The sequence below is a fragment of the Microbacterium sp. UNCCL10 genome, assembly GCF_000746195.1.
Taxonomy (GTDB): domain Bacteria; phylum Actinomycetota; class Actinomycetes; order Actinomycetales; family Microbacteriaceae; genus Microbacterium; species Microbacterium saccharophilum.
Window position 1 is genome coordinate 521445 of record NZ_JQKT01000007.1, and the last position, 20787, is coordinate 542231.

Sequence of the window (20787 nt, forward strand, 5' to 3'; positions counted from 1 at the left end):
ACGCGCCCGATCAGCCCTTGACGGAGCCGGCGGTCAGGCCGCCGATGATGTAGCGCTGCAGCGCGAGGAACAGCACGAGCACCGGGATGGCGGCGAGGATCGCTCCGGCCGCGAACAGCCCCCAGTTGCTGGAGAGCTGGTTGGACACCCACTGGAACATGCCGACGGCGAGCGTCCAGTTGTCCTCGGAGACCAGGATGATCTTCGAGATGATGTAGTCCCCGAACGCCGAGATGAACGCCAGCAGCGCCACGACCGCGAGAATCGGAGTCACGAGCGGGAAGATCAGCCGCCAGAAGATCACGGCGTGCGAGGCGCCGTCGATCTTCGCGGACTCGTCGATCTCGATCGGGACCGTGTTGAAGAACCCGTACATGAGGAACGTGTTCACGCCCAGGGCGCCGCCGAGGTACACGCAGATCAGGGCGATCTTCGAGTTCAGGCCGAGGGCGGGGAAGACCTCGCCGAGAGCCAGCAGCATGAGGAAGATCGCGACGAACGCGAGCGCCTGCGGGAACATCTGGATGATGAGCAGCGCGGTGAGGCTCGTCCGGCGGCCCTTGAAGCGGAACCGGGAGAACGCGTAGGCCGCCGCGGCGCCCATCATGACGGCGCCGATCGCCGAGACGCCGCCGACCAGCAGCGTGTTGCCGTACCAGGTCCAGTAGCGGGTCTCCGACAGGGCGGCGTAGTTCCCGAGGTCCAGCACGCTGAAGATGGCGTTGCTGGCGGCCAGGTTGCCGTTGGGGTTCAGCGACGCGGACAGCACGTACACGAGCGGGAAGATCGCGTAGAAGAGGATCACGAGGGCGACGAGGTACTTCCAGCCGACCTCGGTCAGCCAGCGTCGCCGCCGCGCCTTCGTCCGGTCCTGGGCCGGGCCGTGGTCCGAGGTCGTCGCGCGCGTCTGAGTGGGAGCGGACATCACTGGTACTCCTCGAGCTTCTTGGTCTGGCGGAACGCCAGGGCGGAGATGAGGCCGACGACGATGAACACGAGGATCGACAGGGCGCTGGCGAGGCCGTAGTCCGCCTTGCCGCCGGAGACCCCCGAGATGTCCCAGATCGCGGAGATCAGGATGTCGGTGGATCCGAGCGCGTACGGGGCGCCGGGTATCGCGGGGCCGCCGTTGTTGAACATGTAGATGATGGTGAAGTTGTTGAAGCTGAAGGCGAAGGACGAGATCAGCAGCGGCGCCGTCGCGACGAGCACGAGCGGAAGGATGATGGAGCGCAGCTGCCGGAAGCGGCCCGCCCCGTCGATCGACGCGGCCTCCAGGGCGTCCGCGGGCAGCGCCTGGATCGCGCCGGTGCAGACGAGGAAGTAGTACGGGTAGGTCAGCCACACGTTGACGAACAGCACGGCCCCCCGGGCGAGCCACGGGTCGCCGAGCCAGTCGATGTTCGCCCCGCCGAAGAAGAACTCGTTGATGACGCCGAACTCGGCGTTGAACATGCCCCGGAACAGCAGCGCCGACATGAACGCCGGGAAGGCGTAGGGGAGGATGAACAAGGTCCGCAGGATCTTCCGGCCCTTGACCCGTTCGTCGTTGAAGATGATCGCGAAGACGAGCCCCATCGCGAAGGGGATCAGCACCGAGAGGATCGCCCACGCGAACGTCCACACGGTCACGAGGCCGAGCGGCTCGAAGAGGTCCGGATCGGTGAAGAGGCGGACGAAGTTTGCGAAGCCGACGTTCGCGGTCCAGCCCGTGGCGAGGGTCGTCCCGTCCTCGGCGGCGAAGGTGCCGTCCGCGGTGGCGGAGTAGACCGTGCCCGTCGCCGTGTCGGTGATCGTCTGCGCGTCCGGGTTCCACTCCATCGTGGAGAGGTAGACGGCGCCCGTCGTGCCTTCACGCGTGCGGATCGAGCCGTCGTTGGGGTCGTCGGAGATGGGCACCCGCAGCTCGACGACGGCGTCCTGCATGGCCGGGTCGCTGATGAGCGTGTTGCGCGGCACGACGTTCCAGCCGGGCACCTCGGTGGCGGCGCCCGATCCGGACGCGTCGCCGACGACCTGCAGCGGCTGGTCGGCGGTGCCGGCCTTGATCTCGCCGTCCTCGACGATCGCGAACCCGAGTTCGCCGTTCTGCTCGATGACGGTGAGCGGGTAGGAGGGGGAGCCCTCGACGCGGCGCTCGCCCTGGCTGAGCGCGGCGTTGACGGCCTGCTCCTGCGAACCGACGTGGCCGGCGCCGTAGTTGGTGAAGGCGATGTACGCCGTGTAGCCGAAGATGAAGACCTGGAAGATCAGCAGGAACGTCAGTCCCGGCAGGAGGTACTTCAGCGGCAGGGCTCGCTTGGTGAAGTAGATGATGTCGGCTGCCACCAGGACGAGGACCGCGGCGGCGAAGATCAGCCACGCTTCCGCCCGGAACGCGGCGACGATGCCCATCAGCCCGAAGGCGTTGATCACGGCCATGATGGCGAGCTTCACGAGGAAGCCCCAGCCGAGGCCGCGCCAGTCGCGGCCGTGGGGTTCCTTCGAGGGGGCCGGTGACAGCGGCGCCTTCGGCGGCGTCGTGTCAGCGGCGATCGTGCCCTGCGGGACCGACATGTTCATCTCCTTCGACGAGGCGAATGGTTCCGGGGGCGGGCGGCGTGCGCCGCCCGCCCCCGGAGGGGATCAGCCGATCGTGGCCTCGAGGTCGGCGACCATCTTGTCCCACGTCGACACGGGGTCGGCGCCCTTGATGATCTGCACCTGAGCGGCGTTCCACAGGTCCCAGACGGAGCCCATCTGGGGGATGTTCGGCATCGGGACGCCGTTCTGCGACGACGCGACGAAGCCGGCGATCACCGGGTCGGCCGAGACCTCTTCGGCGATGGTCGACCACGCGGGGATGCGGGGGTCGGCCTCGTAGAGGGCGCGCTGCGCGTCCTCGGTGGCGAGGTAGTTCACCAGGAACTCCTGCGCGACGAGGGCGTTCTCGCTCTCCGCGCTCAGGTAGAAGCCCTGCACGCCGACGAACGGCGATGCGGTCTCGCCACCCGCGGACGGGATCGGGTTGACCTTGACGTTCGCGCCCTGCGCGGTGAGCGCCTCGATGGCCCAGGGACCCTGGATCGTGTAGGCGGCCTTGCCGGAGGCGAACAGCTCGTTGTTCGTGTCGTAGTCGACCGTGGTCGAGATGTTCCCGGTGCCGGTCTCGCCCTTCTCGCCGAGCCACGCGGCGAAGGCCTGGCCGGCCTCGCCGCCCATGCCGACCTCGGTCGTGTAGCTGCCCGAGTCGTCCTGGACGAACACCGGCGCGCCGAACGAGGTCTGGAAGCCGTACATCGTGTACGCGTCACCGGTCTGGCCGGCCGTGTTGATCACGAACGGGCGCTCGGCGCCGGACGCGGTGCCGGCGGCGACCATCTCGTCCCACGTCGCGGGGGCGTCCTCACCGACGAGGTCGGTGTTCTGCACGAGCGCGATGGTCTCGAGGGAGTAGGGCAGCGCGTAGAGCTGGCCGTCGTAGCTGAACGCGTCCAGCGCGACCTGCTCGAACTCGCCCGCCACGTCGCCGAGGTCGAGCGTGGAGACGACACCGGCTTCGACGAGGCCGCCGAGCCAGTCGTGCGCGCCGATCGTGATGTCGGGGCCCTCGCCGGTCGGAACCTGGTTGGTGAAGTCGGTGCGGATGTCGTCGAAGTTCTTCTCGACGAGCTCGACGGTCGCGCCGGTCTCCTCTTCGAACGTCGCGGCGGCCGCCTCGATGGCCGGCTGGCGGTTGGCGTCGGTCCAGATCGTCAGCGTCACGCCGCTGGCGTCGATGGGTCCGGCGTCGGTCTCGTCCGGGGCCGGGGTGTTGCCGCCGCCGGAGCAGCCGGCGAGGAGGATGGTGGTCGCGGCGAGCGCGGCGACTCCGATTCCCAACTTGCGCATGGATTTTCCTTCCATAGGGTGGTCGATCCTGCGAGGCCTCTTACGAGGTCGCGCCGTCACGACCGATGGTGGTTGCTGCGGCCAGCCGGCCGCAACGGGTGTTTCTCAGTGCGATGTGCGCGGGAGGGTGCCCGCACACGGTGTGGTGATGTGGAGTGTCAGGACTGCGCACTCCGATCTGCTGTGTGCGGCGAGCGGATGACGGCGACGTCGCCGCCCGCAAGCTCCAGCATGCCGTCGGTTGCGGTCTGCGTCAGCAGATCCACCCCCGAAACTGACAACGAAACGGTCACGGCCGAATGGTTGATCGCGACGAGGAAGTCGGCGTCCGCACTCGTGCGCCGGACGACCTCGACACCGGCCGGGAGACCGGCGGGGGCGACGCCGGCGTCGGCGTAGACCTCGGTCATGACCGCCGCGAGACCCTCGGCATCCGGGCGGGTGCTGATGTACCAGCCGGTGCCGGCCCCGTGCCGGTTTCGCGTGATGGCCGGCTCACCGGCGGCGGGGCCGTCGACGTACACGCCGCGGACGTCGGCGCCGGAGAGGACGAGGTCCTCCTGCCAGACGTCGGCCGTGACGGGGCGGCCGGCGAAGTCGACGGTGCACGTCGCGCCTTCGCGCAGCGGCAGGTGCTCCTCGACGCGCAGCCCGAGCGCGGGCTCGAGGGGAGCGGCGAAGCCGCCCGCGTGCACGGCGTCGTTCTCGTCGACGACGGCGGAGAAGAACGAGACGACGAGCGTGCCGCCCTGCGCCACGTAGCGGTTCAGGTTGTCGGCATCCGCGGTGCGCAGCATGTACTGGGCCGGCGCGAGGACGAGCTTGTAGCCGGAGAGGTCGTGGCCCGGCAGCGCGAAGTCGGCGGTGATGCCGTCGCGCCACAGGCGCTCGTAGAAGGCGCGGATGCGCTCGCCGTGGTCGACGTCCTCGGAGGGGCGCCATTCGAGATCCTGCGCCCAGAACGACTCGAAGTCCCACAGGATCGCGACATCGGCCTGCACGCGCGAGCCGCGCACCTCGTTCAGTCCCGACAGCTTCTCGCCGAGGTCGACGACCTCGCGCCAGACGCGGGAGGTCGTGCCGGCATGGGGGAGCATCGCGGAGTGGAACTTCTCCGCGCCGGAGCGGGAGGCCCGCCACTGGAAGAACAGGATGCCGTCGGCGCCGCGCCCGAGGTGGGAGAGCGAGTTGCGCGCCATCTCTCCGGGGCGCTTCGCGACGTTGCGGGGCTGCCAGTTCACGGCCGAGGTGGAGTGCTCCATGAGGATCCACGGGGTGCCGCCGCCGACCGATCGGGTGAGGTCCGCGGCGATGGCGAGGCCGATCTCGCCTTCCTCGTCCGCCGCCCAGAGGTAGTGGTCGTCCGAGACGATGTCCACCTCCCGCGCCCACGCCCACAGGTCGCAGCCGTTGTGCTGGTTGGCCATGAAGTTCGTCGTGATCGGGCGGTCGCTGTGCGCGCGGATGGCGTCGCGCTCGGCGATGTAGCACTGGCGCAGCTGGTGGTCGGTGAAGCGCGCGAAGTCGAGGCGCTGCGCGGGGTTCACGACGCTGGGCGCGGCGGCGGGGGCGCCGACGTGCTCCCAGTCGCCATAGTGCTGACCCCAGAACGCGGTGCCCCACGCGGCGTTGAGCGCGTCGAGCGACCCGTAGCGCTCCTGCAGCCAGAGCCGCCAGGCGCGGACGGCGTTCGGGGAGTAGTCCTCGCCGACCGGGACGCCGTACTCGTTGTGCACGTGCCACAGCACGACGGCCGGGTGGTTCCCATAGCGACGGGCGAGCTCGGTCGCGATGCGGACGGCGGCCGCGCGGTACGCGGGGGAGGAGTGCGACGCCATGCCGCGCGCGCCGAAGCCCATCGTGACGCCGTCGCGCGTGAGGACGCGGGCGTCGGGGTGATTCGCGAAGAACCAGGCCGGGGGAGAGGCCGTCGGGGTCCCCATGTCGACGGAGATGCCGTTCTCGTGCAGGAGCTCGACCACCTCGTCGAGCCACGTGAAGTCGAAGACGCCCTCGCTCGTCTCGATGAGCGCCCAGGCGAAGATGCCGATGCTCACGAGGTTGACGCCTGCCTCGCGCATGAGCGCGACGTCCTCGCGCCAGGTCTCGCGGGACCACTGCTCCGGCGTGTAGTCGCCGCCGAACGCGATCGCGTCGAGCTTCGGCCAGGTGGGAGCGGTCATTGCTTCGGGTCCTCGAGAGTCTCGGGGGCTGTGACCGGTCACAGCCTGTGCCGTCAGTTTACGTGCCCGAAACATGCGCCGCGGGGACTCGTTACCGAACTGTGACCGGTCCCATCTTCATGCGCGCCGGGCCGGGCGGCGTGGAGGCGCAGGGGTAGAGTCTCGACCGTGGCATCCCCCGACAGCGTGCGAAAGCCGACGATCCGTGACGTCGCGCGCGTCGCGGGCGTCTCGCACGGGACGGTGTCCCGGGTTATCAACGGCGGTCACTGGGTCTCGCCGGAGGCGCGGACCGCCGTCGAGGAGGCCATCGCCCGCACCGGGTACACCGTCAGTCACGCCGCGCGGAGCCTCGCGACGGGCCGGGCGAACTCGGTCGCGTTCCTGCTCACCGAGCCGCACCACCTGCTCTTCAACGACCCGACCTTCGCCCTGCTGCTGCGCGGGGCGACCGAGACGCTCGCGCAGCGCTCGATGACGCTCGTGCTGCTCGTGGCGGACACGGCCGCGGAGCGGGCGAACATCGAGCACTACGTCCGCGCCGGTCACGTCGACGGTGTCCTCCTCATCTCCTCGCACGAATCCAACCCGCTGCTCGCCTCGCTCATCGCGGCCGGCATCCCGACCGTCTGCAGCGGCGTCCCGCTCGGCGATCGCGCGCATGTGCCGACGGTCTCCGTCGACGAGGAGGGCTCGGCGCGGGAGATGACCCGGTACCTGATGACGCGGGGATACCGGAAGATCGCCGTCATCACCGGCCCCGACGACACCCCGGGCGGTCGCTTCCGGCTCATCGGGTTCCGCCAGGAGATGGGCGACCGGTTCGACCCGGATCTCGTCGAGCAGGACGTCTACTCGAGCGAGGCGGGCGCCGCCGCCATGACGCGGCTGCTGGAGCGCGCCCCCGACATCGACGCCGTCTTCGCGGCATCCGATGTCATGGCCGTCGGCGCGATCGCCGCGATCCGCCGCGCCGGCAAGCGCGTGCCCGAGGACATCGCCGTCGCCGGCTTCGACGACTCCGGGCTCGCCGAGACGCACGACCCTCCCCTCACGACGATGCGCCAGCCCTGGGCGGACATCTCCCGCACGATGGTCGACATGGTGCTGGACGTGATCAGCGGCACCCCGCGCGAGTCGGTCGTGCTCCCGACGACCCTCGTGGTGCGCGAGAGCGCCTGAGCGTCGGCGCGCTGGCGCCCCTGCCACTTCCCCTGCCCGCGGCGTGTCACACCACCGGCGGGTGACCTGCGACCGCATTCGCCGTTGCTGTGACACGGCACGAGGGCGTGTCACACTACGCGCGGGTAGCCCAGGCCCGGACCCGCAGATTCTGTGACACCCCGGAACGGTGGGGAACGCCGGACGGTGACGGCGGCGGCGGGCGGCGCCGGCGGAGGACGAGAAGGGGTGGGCGTCATCTGACCCTGCGGCATCCGGCGCCCCGCCTAGAATCGACGGGTGACTTCCGGCGGCTCGTTCTACATCACCACCCCGATCTACTACCCCTCCGACCTGCCCCACATCGGACACGGGTACACGACGGTGGCCGTCGACGCGCTCGCGCGCTGGCACCGGCAGGCCGGTGACGACACCTGGATGCTGACCGGCACCGACGAGCACGGTCAGAAGATGCTGCGCGCCGCGGCCGCCAACGGCGTGACGCCGCAGGAGTGGGTCGACAAGCTCGTCCAGGAGTCGTGGTTCCCGCTGCTGGAGACCCTCGACGTCGCCAACGACGACTTCATCCGCACGACGCAGCCCCGCCACGAGGAGCGCGTCCAGCAGTTCGTGCAGGCGCTGTACGACCGCGGCTACATCTACGCGGGCGAGTACGAGGCGCTCTACTGCGTCGGCTGCGAGGAGTTCAAGCCCGAGTCCGAGATCGTGGACGGCACCGGTGCGTTCGAGGGCCTCAAGGTCTGCGCCATCCACTCCAAGCCCCTCGAGCTCCTGCAGGAGAAGAACTACTTCTTCAAGCTCAGCGAGTTCCAGGACCGCCTCCTGGAGCTCTACAAGACCGAGCCGGACTTCGTCCGCCCCGACTCCGCCCGCAACGAGGTCGTCTCCTTCGTCCGCAGCGGCCTGAAGGACCTGTCGATCTCCCGGTCCGCGTTCGACTGGGGGATCCCGCTGCCGTGGGACCCGTCGCACGTCATCTACGTCTGGGTCGACGCGCTCCTGAACTACGCCACCGCCGTCGGCTACGGCACCGACCCGGAGCAGTTCGACCGTCGCTGGCCCGCGTACCACGTCGTCGGCAAGGACATCCTCCGCTTCCACGCCGTCATCTGGCCCGCCATGCTCATGGCGCTCGGCCTCGACGTGCCTCGCGGCGTCTTCGCGCACGGCTGGCTCCTCGTCGGCGGCGAGAAGATGTCCAAGTCCAAGCTGACCGGCATCGCGCCCACGGAGATCACCGACGTGTTCGGCTCCGACGCGTACCGCTTCTACTTCCTCTCCGCCATCCCGTTCGGGCACGACGGCTCGTTCTCTTGGGAGGACCTGTCCGCGCGCTACCAGGCCGAGCTCGCCAACGGCTTCGGCAACCTGGCATCCCGCACCACGGCGATGATCGCGCGCTACTTCGACGGCGTGGTCCCCGCGCCCGGCGAGGAGAACGACGCCGACCGCCGCATCCAGCAGGTGGTCGCGGATGCCGCCACCGCCGCCGACGCGGCGATGGCCCGCTTCCGCCCGGACGAGGCCATCGCCGCGATCTGGACGATCGTCGACGCCCTCAACGGATACATCACCGACAACGAGCCGTGGGCGCTGGCGAAGGATGACGCGCAGCGCGCACGCCTCGGCACCGTCCTCTACACGGCCGCCGAGGGTCTCCGCGCGCTCGCCGTGCTGCTCTCGCCGATCATGCCGGACGCAACCGAGAAGCTCTGGACGGCGCTCGGCTCGACCGAGGCGCTCGAAGGCCAGCTGCTCCGCGAGGCCGGCCGCTGGGGACGCCTGCAGCCCGGTACGACCGTGACCGCCCTGGCGCCGCTCTTCCCCCGCGTCGAGCAGACCGCCTGACGCGCGCGGAGCGAGAACGCATGGCCCTGCCCGCCGAGAACACCGACCCGAGCCAGTACGTGCGCCAGCGCGAGAAGGGGTCGCGTGACGTCAGCTACCCGGATGCGCCGGAGGCCCTGCGCATCCCGGTCTACGACAACCACGCCCACCTCGAGATCGAGGACGGCGAGGAGGGGCTGAGCCTCGACGAGCAGCTCGACCGCGCGGCCGCCGTCGGTGTGCACGGCGTCGTGCAGGCCGGCGGTGACATCGAGTCGAGCCGCTGGTCGGCGTGGGCGGCGGCCAGCCATCCGCGCGTGCTCGCCGCCGTCGCCATCCACCCGAACGAAGCCCCGGCGTATGCCGAGAGCGGCATGCTGCCGCAGGCGATCGAGGCGATCGACGAGCTCGCGGCGCAGCCACGCGTCCGCGCGATCGGGGAGACCGGCCTCGACTTCTTCCGCACCGACGAGGCCGGCCGCCCCGCGCAGTTCGAGGCGTTCGAGGCCCACATCGCCCTCGCGAAGAAGCACGACATCGCGATGCAGATCCACGACCGCGACGCACACGACGCGGTCCTGGAGACCCTCGAACGGGTCGGCGGGCCGGCGCGCACCGTGTTCCACTGCTTCTCCGGTGACGAGGCCATGGCGCGGTACACCGCGGAACGCGGCTACTGGCTGAGCTTCGCCGGCAACATCACGTTCAAGAACGCCCAGAACCTCCGCGACGCCCTGGCGGTGACGCCGCTCGAGCGCATCCTCGTCGAGACGGATGCGCCGTTCCTGACCCCGGTGCCGCACCGGGGCCGGCCGAACGCGCCGTACCTCATCCCGGTGACGGTGCGCTTCATGGCCGCCGAGCTCGGCCTCGATGTGGACGAGCTCTCCGCGCAGCTGGCGGCGAACACCCTCGAGGTCTACGGCTCGTTCGACTGACCCCGCCGTCCCCGCACCGGGAGGACCCGGTTCAGCGGGTCGTCGACCCGCGCACGAGCTCCCACGGCAGGTCGACGACGGTCGTGCCCACGAGGCCGCCGATCCGGCCCAGCGTCTCGAAGACCGCCTCGGCCGCCTGCTCGGGGTGCACGCACACGTGCGTCACGCCGAGCCGGGAGTTCAGGGCGCACTCCGTCGTGCACAGCGCGATGAGCTGGATGTCGCGCGGGATCACGAGCGATGTGGCCTCGAGCTGCAGATAGATCTCCGGGCCCTCCTCGCAGAACGCGAAGACGGCGTCCGCGCCGGCGTCGACGACCTCGCGCAGGCGACGGTTCAGCGAACGGCGCCCGGCGTCGACGCGGGCGATCCGCCCGTCGAATCCGTGCACCGTCATCCACGCGCGGTAGGCGGTCTCGCCGATCTCGTCGCGCGGGTGGCCGCCCTCGTCCACGAGGAAGGCGATCCGCTCCGCGCCGCTCGCGGCGAGGAGGTCGAGCCCGGCGCGGACGGCGGCGTCGTAGCCGGTGCGGATGCTGAGACCGCGGTCGGTGTCGATGAGGAGGTCGTTCGCGACGATCGGGATGCCGCGGGCCACGGCCTCCCGCAGGACGGCGTGCGTGCCGTGCGCGTCCGGGAAGTAGAGGACGTCGATGTGCGCGCCGGCGAGGAGGTCGGGGCGCGACTCCGGCAGCACCGTGACGGTGAACCCGTGCGCGGCCGACGCGCGGACGAGGGCGTTGAGCTGGCGGGTCCGGTGCAGCGCCCAGCGCTTCGCGGAGTCGTCGTCGGCATCCTCGGCCATGACGAATCCGACCGACATCGTCCGCCCGCTGCGCAGGGCCGCGGCGTACTTGTTCGGGACGTAGCCGAGTTCGGCGGCGACGGCCTTGATGCGGTCCCGCGTCTCGGGGCGGAGGTTCCCGCGGTCGTTGAGGGCCTGGCTGATGGCGGCCGTGGAGACACCCGCCTTCAGGGCGATGTCCTTCAGGGTCACCGTGCGGCTCACTGCCCGGGCGTCCCTTCGCCGCGGTCATCGGATGCCGTAGCCCGGTCGGGGAAGACGGTCCGCACCGACTCGGCCCAGGCCGTGCCCGACCCGGTCGAAGCGAGCGTGTGGCCCTGCGCGATGAGGTGGTGCAGGACGACGCCGGAGAAGTGCCGGAGCGCCGACTCGACCTCGGCCGCGGCGTCGCTGCGGCGCGCGCGGGCCAGCTCCTCCTCGAGGATCCCCTGCACATAGCTGCGCATGCGCACGACCTCCGGCGACACCTCGTGCACCCGCCGCGCGGCCGCGTGCCGCTGCGCCGCGCTGTGCACGATCTCGCGCGCCTCGCCGATGAGCGTGAACTCGTCGACCGGCGCGTGCACGCGGATCGTGTCGAGGTCGAGCAGCTCGATGCCGGGCAGGTCGGCGATGCGGGGGTCGACGTTGCGGGGGAGGCCCAGGTCGATGATGATCTGCCGCCGGGTGCCCTCACCGCGTGCCGCGGCGTGCGAGTCCGCCGCCAGCACGAACGCGTCGGTCGTCGAGGTGCATGTGACGATGAGGTCCGCCGCGGCGGCCTCGGCCTCGTAGTCCTCGATCGGGACGGAGATGAGGTGCTCCTGCCGGGCGAAGCGCTTGCGGCCCGACCGGGAGTGCACGCGGATGTCCTCGGCGCCCGCGGCGCGGAGGGCGGCGAGGGCTGCGGCGGCGTACCGGCCGGTGCCGACGAGCAGCACGCGGGCCGTCGCCCACTCGAGGCGCGAGGAGACGAGGTCGACGGCGAGGCGGACGAGCGAGCGCCCGGACTCGCCGAGCCGCGTCTCGTTCTTCACGGTGCGTGAGGTCTCCGTCGCGCGCTGGAACAGGTGCTCCAGCGAGGTCGTCGTGGAGCCCTGCGTCCGCGCGGCGTCGAGCGCGCGCTTGACCTGGCCGGCGATCTCGTCCTCGCCGACGGCGACGGAGTCCAGGCCCGCGGCGACGGAGAACAGGTGCTGCGCGACCCGGTTCCCGTGCGCGAAGTCCACCGCGTCGCGGACGTCGCGGTAGGACAGGTCGGCGAGGTCGGAGATCTGCTCCATCGCGGCATCCATCGCCGGAATGGGGGAGGGCAGGTCGGGGTCGTCGTGCAGGTCGAAGTACGCCTCGAACCGGTTGCAGGTTGCGAGGACCACGGCGCCGCGGATGGACTCGTGGGCGTCGCGCAGCCGTACCGCGACGTCGTCGCCGATGAGCGACAGGCGCTCGAGCGATTCGAACGGCGTGGTGCGCTGATGCGCGGTCAGGCAGACGAGCACGGTGCGGGAACCCCCTCGGATCAACGGCTAGTATAACGATTAACTGATTCGAGGAGCGTCACCATCTCCACGTCCACGCACCCCCTCACCGCGCACGGCACGGCCCAGTCCCGGCTCGTGCGCGCGCTGCTCGGCGACCGTCCCGCCGTGACCCCCGTCTGGTTCATGCGCCAGGCCGGCCGCTCCCTGCCGGAGTACCGCGCGCTCCGCTCGCAGGGCACGATGCTCCAGGCGTGCCTCGACCCGGCGCTCGCGAGCGAGATCACGATGCAGCCGGTGCGCCGGCACGGCGTCGACGCCGCAATCTTCTTCAGCGACATCATCGTGCCGCTCGCGCTCCTCGGCATCCAGGTCGAGATCGCGCCGGGGCGCGGACCGGTGTTCTCCCAGCCGCTGCGCACGTCCGCGGACATCGCCGCCGCCGTCCGCATCGACCCGGCCGGCGTGCGGGAGCGGGGCGAGGCGATCGCGGATGCCGTCGGCCGGACCACCGCGATGCTCGCCGACCTGTCCGCCGAGCGCGGCGAGGCGATCCCGCTCATCGGCTTCGCCGGCGCCCCGTTCACCCTCGCCGCGTACCTCGTCGAGGGCGGTCCCTCGAAGGACCACATGGCCGCGCGCCGCCTCATCCACGAAGACCCGGCCGCGTGGGAGGCCCTCACGATGTGGCTCGCCGAGGTGACCGGCCAGTTCCTGGCGCTGCAGGTCTCCGCCGGGGCGAGCGCCGCGCAGCTGTTCGACTCGTGGGCGGGCGGCCTCGCGCCGGCCGACTACCGCAACAGCGTCCTGCCCGCCTCGGCCGCGGCGCTGGACGCCGTGCGCGCGCTGCCGGTGCCGGACGGCGTCGACCACATCCCGCTCGTGCACTTCGGCGTCGGCACCGGCGAGATCCTCGCCGACATGGCGACCCTCGACATCGACGCGCTCGGCGTCGACTACCGTGTGCCGCTCGACGAGGCCCGCCGCCGCATCGGCCGCGACCTCACGCTGCAGGGCAACCTCGACCCCGCCCTCCTCTTCGCGCCGGAAGCGGTGCGCCGGGCCGCGGTGGAGCGGATCCTCGAGGAGGGCCGCCTCTCCCGCGCCCACGTGTTCAACCTCGGCCACGGCGTGCCGATGGATGCCGACCCCGACGCGATCTCGTCGGTCGTGCGCATGGTCCACGAGTGGCAGGCCGCCTGACGATGGTCCCTGTCACGGCTGCCGCCAGCGACATCATCGTGGTCGGCGGCGGGATCGCCGGCCTCGTGATCGCGTGGGAGGCGGCCCGCGCCGGCCGTCGCGTCATCGTCTGCGAGAGCGGCGACGACAGCGGCGGGATGCTGCGCCGCGGCCGCGTGGCAGGCGTCGACGTCGACCTCGGCGCCGAGTCGTTCGCGATCCGCACGAGCGGTGTCGCCGACCTCGTCGCCGACGCGGCCCTGCCCCTGCAGATCGTGGAGCCGCGGCCGGAAGGAGCCCACCTCGTCCTCCCCGGCGCGTTCGGACGGGTGCGCCGGATGCCGCTGCCCCGCCGCGCCGTCGTGGGGATGCCCGCCGAGCCCGAGGCCGGCGACGTCGTGCGGGTCATCGGGCGCGCCGGGGCGCGGCGTGCGGCGCAGGAGCGCGACCTTCCCGCCGGCATCGGCAGGGAGTCCGGCGTCGAACCCTCGCTGTTCGACCTCGCGACGGCCCGCTACGGCCGGCGGGTCGCGGAGCGCCTGGTCGACCCGCTCTGCCAGAGCGTCTACTCGCAGCCGTCCTCCGCCGTCCGCCTCTCCGCCGTGCACCCGAGCCTGTGGGCAGAGTTCGAGCGGCGCGGGTCGCTGACCGCCGCGGCCGGCGCGGTCGCGCCGGCCGCCCGCGCGGGCTCGGCCGTCCGCGGCATCGACGGCGGCATGTGGCGCCTCGCGGCGGCCCTGCGCGACGCCGCAGAGGCCGCCGGCGCCATCATCCGCACCGGGGCGGCCGTGCAGGCGCTCCGACCCGCGGCGGACGGCGTCGAGGTCATGCTCGCCGGCGAGACCCTCCGTGCCGGGCACGTCGTCGTCGCGACCGGACCGGCCGCGGCCGGGGCCCTGCTGCACGTGGACGCCGCCGCGCCCGTCGGCGGCGCCGTCCGCCTCGTCACGGCCGAGGTCGTCTCCCGCGCCCTCGACGCGCATCCGGTCGGGTCGGGCGTCATCGTCGCGCCTGCTGCCGGCGGGCCCGCGAAGGCGCTCACCCACGTCGACGCGAAGTGGGACTGGGCAGCCCGCGCCCTCCCGGCGCACACCCACGTCGTGCGCCTCTCCGCCCGCGACGCCGACGCCCCCGGGGTGGACACGCCCGCCGCCGTCGCCGGGGAGCTGCGCCTACTCACCGGCGCGCGCATCCGTCCCGCCGACGTGTGGGCGCTGACCGAGACCCGCTGGACCGACGCGGTCACGTCCGCGTCCGCCGCAGCCGCCGCGTGGCGCACCGCCGCGCGCGCAGCGACCCCCGCCGGCATCCACCTCGCCGGTGCGACCGTCGCCGGGACGGGGCTCGCCTCCGTCATCCCGCACGCCCGTGAGCTCGCCCGCGAGCTCGTCGCCCGCACGTCCCACCCCCCCACCGCCTGAAGGAGCACCCCATGTCCGACGACACCGCGCTCGGCTACACCCTCTTCGCGATCCTCGCCGGCCCGCGCCCCCGCGGGGCCGCCCCGACGCCCGCCGACCTCGACGCGCTGACCGCCGTGACCACGTCGCTCCCCGGCGACGGCGTGACCCTCCGCGGTCTCTACGACGTCACGGGCATGCGCGCCGACGCCGACCTCATGGTGTGGCTGCACGGGGAGGACCCCACCGCCCTGCAGCGCGCGCTCCGCGCGCTCCGCCGCACGCCCGTCCTCGCGGGCTTCGAGAACATCTGGAGCGCCATGGGCGTGCACCGGGAGGCGGAGTTCAACAAGCGCCACGTGCCCGGCTACCTCCGCGGCGAGCACGCCCGCGGGTGGCTGTGCCTGTACCCGTTCGTCCGCAGCTACGAGTGGTACCTGCTGCCCGAGGAGGAGCGCTCCCGCATGCTCGCCGAACACGGGCGCAAGGGGGCGAGGTTCACCGACGTCGTCGCCAACACGGTGTCGACCTTCGGGCTGAGCGACTACGAGTGGCTGCTGCCGCTGGAGAGCGACGAGCTCATCAGCCTCGTCGACATGATGCGCGACCTCCGCGCCACCGACGCGCGCCGTCACGTGCGCGAGGAGGTGCCGTTCTACACCGGACGGCGCATCGAGGTCGCCGAGCTCGCCGAGGTGCTGTCCTGATGAGCGAGCAGTTCCGTCCCAAGCCCCCGCGGGCGGCGAGCGCCGAGTTCGCACCGGGCTGCGCGGTCGCCGGTGCGACGGCGGCGACGTGCGGCGGCGACGCCTACGCGACGCAGCCGATCGCGTACGACGGCATCCTGCTGCTCGGCTTCGGGGGACCCGAGGGCCAGGACGACGTCATCCCGTTCCTCCGCAACGTCACGGCCGGCCGCGGCATCCCGGACGAGCGTCTCGAGGAGGTCGCGCACCACTACCGGCACTTCGGCGGCGTCTCGCCGATCAACGAGCACAACCGCGAGCTGAAGGCGGCACTGGATGCCGAGCTGTCCGCGCGAGGCATGGACCTGCCGGTGTACTGGGGCAACCGCAACTGGATGCCGTACGTCACCGACGCTCTGACGGCCGCGCACGACGCCGGGAACACGACCCTGCTCGCGATCGCGACGAGCGCGTACAGCTCGTACTCCTCCTGCCGGCAGTACCGCGAGGACCTCGCCGACGCCGTCGCCGCGACGGGACTGTCCGGACAGGTGCAGATCGACAAGGTCCGCCAGTTCTTCGACCACCCCGGCTTCGTGGCGCCCTTCGTCGACGGCATCCGGTCGGCGCTCGCCGAGCTCGCGGAGCGCGGCGTCACCGACCTGGAGCGGGACGTCGAGATCCTCTTCTCGACGCACTCCATCCCCACCGCCGACGCCGACCGCTCCGGCCCGCCCGAGCGCGGGTTCGGTCCCGGCGGCGCGTACGTCGCGCAGCACACCGCGGTCGCGACCGAGATCATGGCGCAGCTCGGGATCGGGAGCGCCTGGCAGCTCGTGTACCAGAGCCGGTCCGGCCCGCCGTCCGTGCCGTGGCTCGAGCCCGACATCAACGACGCGATGCAGGAGCTGCCCTCCCGTGGCCGCCGCGCCGTGCTCATCGTGCCGCTCGGGTTCGTGAGCGATCATATGGAGGTGCTCTGGGACCTGGACACTGAGGCGCTCGAGACCGCGGAAGGGCTCGGTCTCGTCGCGCTGCGGACGGCGACGCCCAGCACGCACCCCGCGTACGTGAGCGGCCTCGTCGACCTCATCGAGGAGCGTCTGCGGGCGACCCCCGCGGCAGACCGCCCGCACGCGACGGACCTGGGACCCTGGTACGACGTCTGCCGGCCGGGATGCTGCGAGAACAAGCGCCTCGGCTTCCAGCCCGCCCTCGCCGGGGTCGCGCCGTGACCCGTACGGCTCTGCGCCTCGGCACCCGGGCGAGCCTGCTCGCCACGACCCAGTCCCAGCTCGTCGCCGACGCGATCACCGCGGCGACCGGCGTGCCCGTCGAGCTCGTCCGCATCACGAGCGAGGGCGACGTGCTCACCGGGTCCCTCGCGCAGATGGGCGGCACGGGAGTCTTCGCGACGGCGCTCCGCGACGCGCTGCTGCGCGGGGAGTGCGACCTGCTCGTGCACTCCATGAAGGACCTGCCGACCGCGCCGTTCGCCGGCATCGTCGTCGGCGCCGTGCCCGTCCGCGCCCCGCAGCGCGACGTGCTGTGCGCGCGGGACGGGCTGACCCTGGCGACCCTCCCGCCGGGCGCGCGGGTCGGCACCGGTTCGCCCCGCCGCGTCGCGCAGCTGCGCGCCCGCCGCCCCGACCTCGACGTCCGCGACATCCGCGGCAACGTCGACAGCCGGCTGCGGAAGGTCACCGACGGCGAGCTGGATGCCGTCGTCCTCGCCGAGGCGGGCCTCCGCCGCATCGGGCGGGACGCCGCGATCACCGAGATCCTCGACTGGCCGACCTCCGCCGCACAGGGTGCTCTCGCCGTCGAGGTCCGCGCCGAGGACGCCGAGGGGGAGATCGGCCGCGCCGTCCGTGCCGTGAACGACGCCGACACGCAGCTGTGCGCCGAGCTGGAGCGCGCCGTCCTCCGCCGCCTGGAGGCCGGCTGCGCCGCACCCGTCGCGATCGACGCCGTCCGCGTCGGCGACGAGGTGACCCTCGTCGCCGACGTGCACGCCCCCGACGGCGCCCGCTCGGTGCGCGCCGAGCGCCGCGTCGCGATGGCTGACGCCGGCTCCGACGACGCGCGCGCGGCCGTGGCCGCCGACGTCGTCGCCGAACTCCTCGCCGGCGGCGCCGCCGACTTCGCCGACCTGCCCGGGACGGCCCGGTGAGCCTCGCGGGAGCCCGCGTCCTGGTCCCGCGCGGGGGAGCCTGGGGGGAGCGCGTCCGCGCCGACCTCGTCCGCCGCGGCGCCGAGGGCGTCATCGCCCCGCTGATCGCCTCCGCCCCGCCCCGCGACACCGAGGCGCGCGACCGCGCCTTCGCGGCGCTCGCGGCGGGGGAGTACGCCTGGCTGTTCGTCACGAGCGCGGCGAGCGTCGAGCAGCTCGTCGCGCACGGCGTCCGCATCCCCGCCGCCACCCGCATCGCCGCCGTCGGCCGCGCCACGGCGCGCGCCGTCGCCGACGCCGGGTTCGAGGTCGAGTTCGTCCCCGTCGGGACGTCGTCGGCCGCCACGATGATCACCCAGTGGGTCGCCGGCCGCACGGCCGCCGGCACCGGACGCTGCCTCGTCCTCCGCTCCGACCTCGCCCAGGCCGTCATCAGCGACGAGCTCGAGCTGCAGGGCTACGCCGTCGACGTCTGCATCGGCTACCGCACCGTCGGCATCGACATCGATCCGGCCGTCGCCGAGGACCTCCGCGCCGGCCGGATCGACGTCGTCCTCCTCACCTCGCTCAGCGTCGGCCGCGAGCTGCGCCGCCAGGTCGGCGCCCTGCCGCCCACGACCCTCGTCGCCACGATCGGCCCCGGCACGACCCGCGACGCCATCGCGCTCGGCTTCACGGTCGGGTACACCGCCCTCACCCAGAGCGTCGACGCGCTCCTCGCCGAGCTCGACGACGCCGACATCCGCACCCTCACGCGTCAGGAGACCCCGTGACCGCCGCCTTCCCCACCCGCCGCCTCCGCCGCCTCCGCGCGACCCCGGCGCTGCGCCGCCTCGCCGCCGAGCACGCCCTCGTGCCGGCGCAGCTCGTCCTCCCCGTGTTCGTGAAGGAGGGGATCACCGCAGCGCAGCCCATCGCGAGCATGCCCGGCGTCAGCCAGCATCCGCTCGAGGCGCTGGCCGGCGTCGTCGACGAGGCCGTCGCCGCCGGGATCGGCGGCATCATGCTGTTCGGCGTCCCCGCCACCCGCGACGCCGTCGGCTCGGGCGCCGTCGACCCGGACGGCATCCTCAACCGCGCCATCACGCTCGCGCGGGATGCCGCGGCCGGACGCCTCACGGTGCAGGCCGACCTGTGCCTGGACGAGTTCACCGACCACGGCCACTGCGGCGTGCTCGCCGGCGACGGGTCGGTCGACAACGACGCGACCCTCGACGTGTACGCGCAGATGGGCGTCGCGCAGGCGCGCGCGGGCGCCGACATCCTGGGACTGTCCGGCATGATGGACGGCCAGGTGGCCGCCGTCCGCGCCGCGCTGGATGCGGCGGGCTTCGCGCACGTCGTGATCCTCGCGTACTCCGCGAAGTACGCCTCCGCGTTCTACGGGCCGTTCCGGGATGCCGTCGAATCGACCCTGCAGGGCGACCGCCGCACCTACCAGATGTCGCCCGCGAACGCCCGGGAGGGCATCGAGGAGGCGCTCGCGGACATCGACGAGGGCGCCGACGTCGTCATGGTCAAGCCCGCGGGGCCATACCTCGACATCCTCGCCCGTGTCGCGGACGTCTCGAGCGTCCCCGTGTGGGCCTACCAGGTGTCGGGGGAGTACGCGCTCATCGAGACCGCCGCCGCGGCGGGTCTCATCGACCGGGAGCGCGCCATCGGGGAGTCGCTGCTCGGCATCCGGCGCGCCGGCGCCGACGCCATCCTCACCTACTGGGCCCTCGAGGCGGCCGGCTGGCTGCAGGACGGGAAGGACCTCGCATGACCGGCAACGACGACCTCTTCGCCCGCGCGCAGGCTGTCATCCCGGGCGGCGTGGACTCGCCGGTCCGCGCCTACGGCTCGGTCGGCGGGACGCCGCGGTTCATCGCGTCGGCCTCCGGCCCGTACATCACCGACGTCGAAGGGCGCGAGTACGTCGACCTCGTCGCGAGCTGGGGCCCGGCGCTCGTCGGGCATGCCCACCCCGTCGTCGTCGACGCCGTCATCGAGGCGGCCCGGCGCGGCCTGTCCTTCGGCGCCCCGACGCGCGGCGAGACCGAGCTCGCCGAGGAGATCCGCCGCCGCGTCCCGGCCGTGCAGAAGCTCCGCCTCGTCTCCACCGGCACCGAGGCGACCATGACCGCGATCCGGCTCGCGCGCGGCGCGACCGGCCGCGACCTGCTCGTGAAGTTCGCCGGCCACTACCACGGGCACTCCGATGGGCTGCTCGCGCAGGCCGGCTCCGGCCTCGCGACGCTCGCGCTGCCCGGCTCGGCCGGCGTCCCCGCGGCGATCGCCGCGCAGACCCTCGTGATCGGCTACAACGACCGCGCCGCCGTCGAGGCGGTCTTCGCCGCCCACCCCGGCCGGATCGCCGCGATCATCACGGAGGCCGCCGGAGCCAACATGGGCGTCGTGCCTCCGCATCCCGGGTTCACGGCGTTCCTCGCCGAGATCGCGCACCGCGAGGGCGCGCTCCTCATCAGCGACGAGGTGCTCACCGGCTTCCGCGCCTCGGCGTCCGGCTACGCGGGCGTCCTCTCCGCCGCGGGGGAGGACGTCACACCCGACCTCGTCACCTTCGGCAAGGTCATCGGCGGCGGGCTTCCCGTCGCCGCCGTCGGCGGTCGCGCGGACGTCATGGACCTCCTCGCCCCGACCGGCCCGGTGTACCAGGCCGGAACCCTGTCCGGGAACCCGGTCGCCGTCGCGGCAGGCCTTGCGACCCTCCGGCTGGCCGACGCGGACGTGTACCGGCGGATCGACGCCGCCGCGCACGTCGTCGCCGACGCGACGTCGGCGGCGCTCGCAGAAGCCGGCGTGCCGCACGTCGTGCAGTGGGCGGGGACGCTGTTCAGCGTCTTCTTCGGCGACGCCGTCGCGGCCGGGGTGCCGGACTATGCGACCGCGGTGACCCAGGACGCGGCGGCGTACGGACGCTTCTTCCACGCGATGCTCGATGCGGGGGTGTCGTTGCCGCCGTCCTCGTTCGAGGCGTGGTTCCTCACCGCCGCGCACGATGAGGCGGCCCTCGCGCGGATCGTCGAGGCGCTGCCGCGGGCTGCGCGGGCGGCAGCTGCGTCGGTGTGATGGACATAC

The 20787-nt window shown here is 72.5% G+C and carries 17 protein-coding genes; 11 read left to right on the forward strand and 6 right to left on the reverse strand.

What is annotated here, in order from left to right:
• Positions 1-10: 10 nt before the first annotated feature.
• The 4 genes from BR85_RS02700 to BR85_RS02715 all read right to left on the reverse strand — a co-directional run bounded on the left by BR85_RS02700 (position 11) and on the right by BR85_RS02715 (position 6053).
• On the reverse strand, positions 11-925 hold the full coding sequence (locus tag BR85_RS02700) for a sugar ABC transporter permease (protein WP_028495133.1): 915 nt from the start codon (positions 923-925) through the stop codon (positions 11-13).
• Positions 925-2556 (reverse strand): ABC transporter permease subunit, encoded by a 1632-nt coding sequence (locus BR85_RS02705; protein ID WP_028495134.1) that lies wholly within the window; start codon positions 2554-2556, stop codon positions 925-927. Before BR85_RS02705 ends, BR85_RS02700 begins: the two co-directional genes overlap by 1 nt.
• Positions 2557-2625: 69 nt before the next feature.
• Entirely contained in the window at positions 2626-3870 is a 1245-nt protein-coding gene (locus BR85_RS02710) for a sugar ABC transporter substrate-binding protein (RefSeq protein ID WP_028495135.1), read from the reverse strand.
• Between the two features lie 158 nt (positions 3871-4028).
• Positions 4029-6053: a beta-galactosidase gene (locus BR85_RS02715; protein WP_028495136.1), complete on the reverse strand. Its 2025-nt coding sequence runs from the start codon at positions 6051-6053 to the stop codon at positions 4029-4031.
• A 168-nt stretch (positions 6054-6221) separates the two neighbouring features.
• On the opposite strand from BR85_RS02715, the gene BR85_RS02720 reads away from it, so the two are divergent.
• The 3 genes from BR85_RS02720 (at position 6222) to BR85_RS02730 (ending at position 10000) form a co-directional block, all read left to right on the forward strand.
• Positions 6222-7235 carry a LacI family DNA-binding transcriptional regulator gene (locus tag BR85_RS02720; RefSeq protein WP_028495137.1) on the forward strand — a complete coding sequence of 338 codons (1014 nt, stop codon included), beginning with the start codon at positions 6222-6224 and terminating at the stop codon, positions 7233-7235.
• A gap of 279 nt (positions 7236-7514) precedes the next feature.
• On the forward strand, positions 7515-9083 hold the full coding sequence (metG, locus tag BR85_RS02725; protein WP_028495138.1) for a methionine--tRNA ligase: 1569 nt from the start codon (positions 7515-7517) through the stop codon (positions 9081-9083).
• 20 nt (positions 9084-9103) lie between these two features.
• A complete protein-coding gene (locus tag BR85_RS02730; protein WP_036272164.1) occupies positions 9104-10000 on the forward strand; it encodes a TatD family hydrolase in 897 nt (298 codons plus the stop codon).
• 31 nt (positions 10001-10031) lie between these two features.
• Here BR85_RS02730 and BR85_RS02735 read toward each other — a convergent pair whose 3' ends face one another.
• Both BR85_RS02735 and BR85_RS02740 read right to left on the reverse strand, forming a co-directional pair.
• Positions 10032-11009 carry a LacI family DNA-binding transcriptional regulator gene (locus tag BR85_RS02735; protein WP_028495140.1) on the reverse strand — a complete coding sequence of 326 codons (978 nt, stop codon included), beginning with the start codon at positions 11007-11009 and terminating at the stop codon, positions 10032-10034.
• Positions 11006-12307 (reverse strand): glutamyl-tRNA reductase, encoded by a 1302-nt coding sequence (locus tag BR85_RS02740; RefSeq protein WP_231478554.1) that lies wholly within the window; start codon positions 12305-12307, stop codon positions 11006-11008. The genes BR85_RS02735 and BR85_RS02740 overlap by 4 nt, the downstream gene beginning before the upstream one ends.
• Before the next feature lie 93 nt (positions 12308-12400).
• On the opposite strand from BR85_RS02740, the gene hemE reads away from it, so the two are divergent.
• Genes hemE through hemL form a run of 8 tightly spaced genes read left to right on the forward strand, consistent with a single transcriptional unit; the run spans position 12401 to position 20778 of the window.
• The gene (gene hemE, locus BR85_RS02745; RefSeq protein ID WP_231565522.1) at positions 12401-13465 is read left to right on the forward strand and encodes a uroporphyrinogen decarboxylase; all 1065 of its coding nucleotides are present in this window, start codon (positions 12401-12403) and stop codon (positions 13463-13465) included.
• On the forward strand, positions 13450-14865 hold the full coding sequence (locus BR85_RS02750) for a protoporphyrinogen/coproporphyrinogen oxidase (protein WP_231478556.1): 1416 nt from the start codon (positions 13450-13452) through the stop codon (positions 14863-14865). The genes hemE and BR85_RS02750 overlap by 16 nt, the downstream gene beginning before the upstream one ends.
• Before the next feature lie 11 nt (positions 14866-14876).
• Positions 14877-15551, forward strand: a complete 675-nt coding sequence (hemQ, locus tag BR85_RS02755) for a hydrogen peroxide-dependent heme synthase (RefSeq protein ID WP_028495143.1) — start codon at positions 14877-14879, stop codon at positions 15549-15551.
• Positions 15551-16765, forward strand: a complete 1215-nt coding sequence (locus BR85_RS02760) for a ferrochelatase (RefSeq protein ID WP_036272406.1) — start codon at positions 15551-15553, stop codon at positions 16763-16765. Before hemQ ends, BR85_RS02760 begins: the two co-directional genes overlap by 1 nt.
• A complete protein-coding gene (gene hemC, locus BR85_RS02765; RefSeq protein WP_028495145.1) occupies positions 16762-17703 on the forward strand; it encodes a hydroxymethylbilane synthase in 942 nt (313 codons plus the stop codon). Before BR85_RS02760 ends, hemC begins: the two co-directional genes overlap by 4 nt.
• The gene (locus BR85_RS02770; RefSeq protein WP_028495146.1) at positions 17700-18476 is read left to right on the forward strand and encodes a uroporphyrinogen-III synthase; all 777 of its coding nucleotides are present in this window, start codon (positions 17700-17702) and stop codon (positions 18474-18476) included. The genes hemC and BR85_RS02770 overlap by 4 nt, the downstream gene beginning before the upstream one ends.
• Positions 18473-19471, forward strand: coding sequence for a porphobilinogen synthase (gene hemB / locus BR85_RS02775; protein WP_028495147.1), 999 nt, complete (start codon positions 18473-18475; stop codon positions 19469-19471). The genes BR85_RS02770 and hemB overlap by 4 nt, the downstream gene beginning before the upstream one ends.
• A complete protein-coding gene (gene hemL / locus BR85_RS02780; protein WP_028495148.1) occupies positions 19468-20778 on the forward strand; it encodes a glutamate-1-semialdehyde 2,1-aminomutase in 1311 nt (436 codons plus the stop codon). Before hemB ends, hemL begins: the two co-directional genes overlap by 4 nt.
• The last annotated feature ends 9 nt before the right edge of the window (positions 20779-20787 follow it).

Excerpts from the sequence above, each read along its gene's own strand:
- BR85_RS02700 (WP_028495133.1), bottom strand. The coding sequence starts at position 925 with ATGTCCGCTCCCACTCAGACGCGCGCGACGACCTCGGACCACGGCCCG.
- BR85_RS02705 (WP_028495134.1), bottom strand. The coding sequence starts at position 2,556 with ATGTCGGTCCCGCAGGGCACGATCGCCGCTGACACGACGCCGCCGAAG.
- BR85_RS02710 (WP_028495135.1), bottom strand. The coding sequence starts at position 3,870 with ATGCGCAAGTTGGGAATCGGAGTCGCCGCGCTCGCCGCGACCACCATC.
- BR85_RS02715 (WP_028495136.1), bottom strand. The coding sequence starts at position 6,053 with ATGACCGCTCCCACCTGGCCGAAGCTCGACGCGATCGCGTTCGGCGGC.
- BR85_RS02730 (WP_036272164.1), top strand. The coding sequence starts at position 9,104 with ATGGCCCTGCCCGCCGAGAACACCGACCCGAGCCAGTACGTGCGCCAG.
- hemQ (WP_028495143.1), top strand. The coding sequence starts at position 14,877 with ATGTCCGACGACACCGCGCTCGGCTACACCCTCTTCGCGATCCTCGCC.
- BR85_RS02760 (WP_036272406.1), top strand. The coding sequence starts at position 15,551 with ATGAGCGAGCAGTTCCGTCCCAAGCCCCCGCGGGCGGCGAGCGCCGAG.
- hemL (WP_028495148.1), top strand. The coding sequence starts at position 19,468 with ATGACCGGCAACGACGACCTCTTCGCCCGCGCGCAGGCTGTCATCCCG.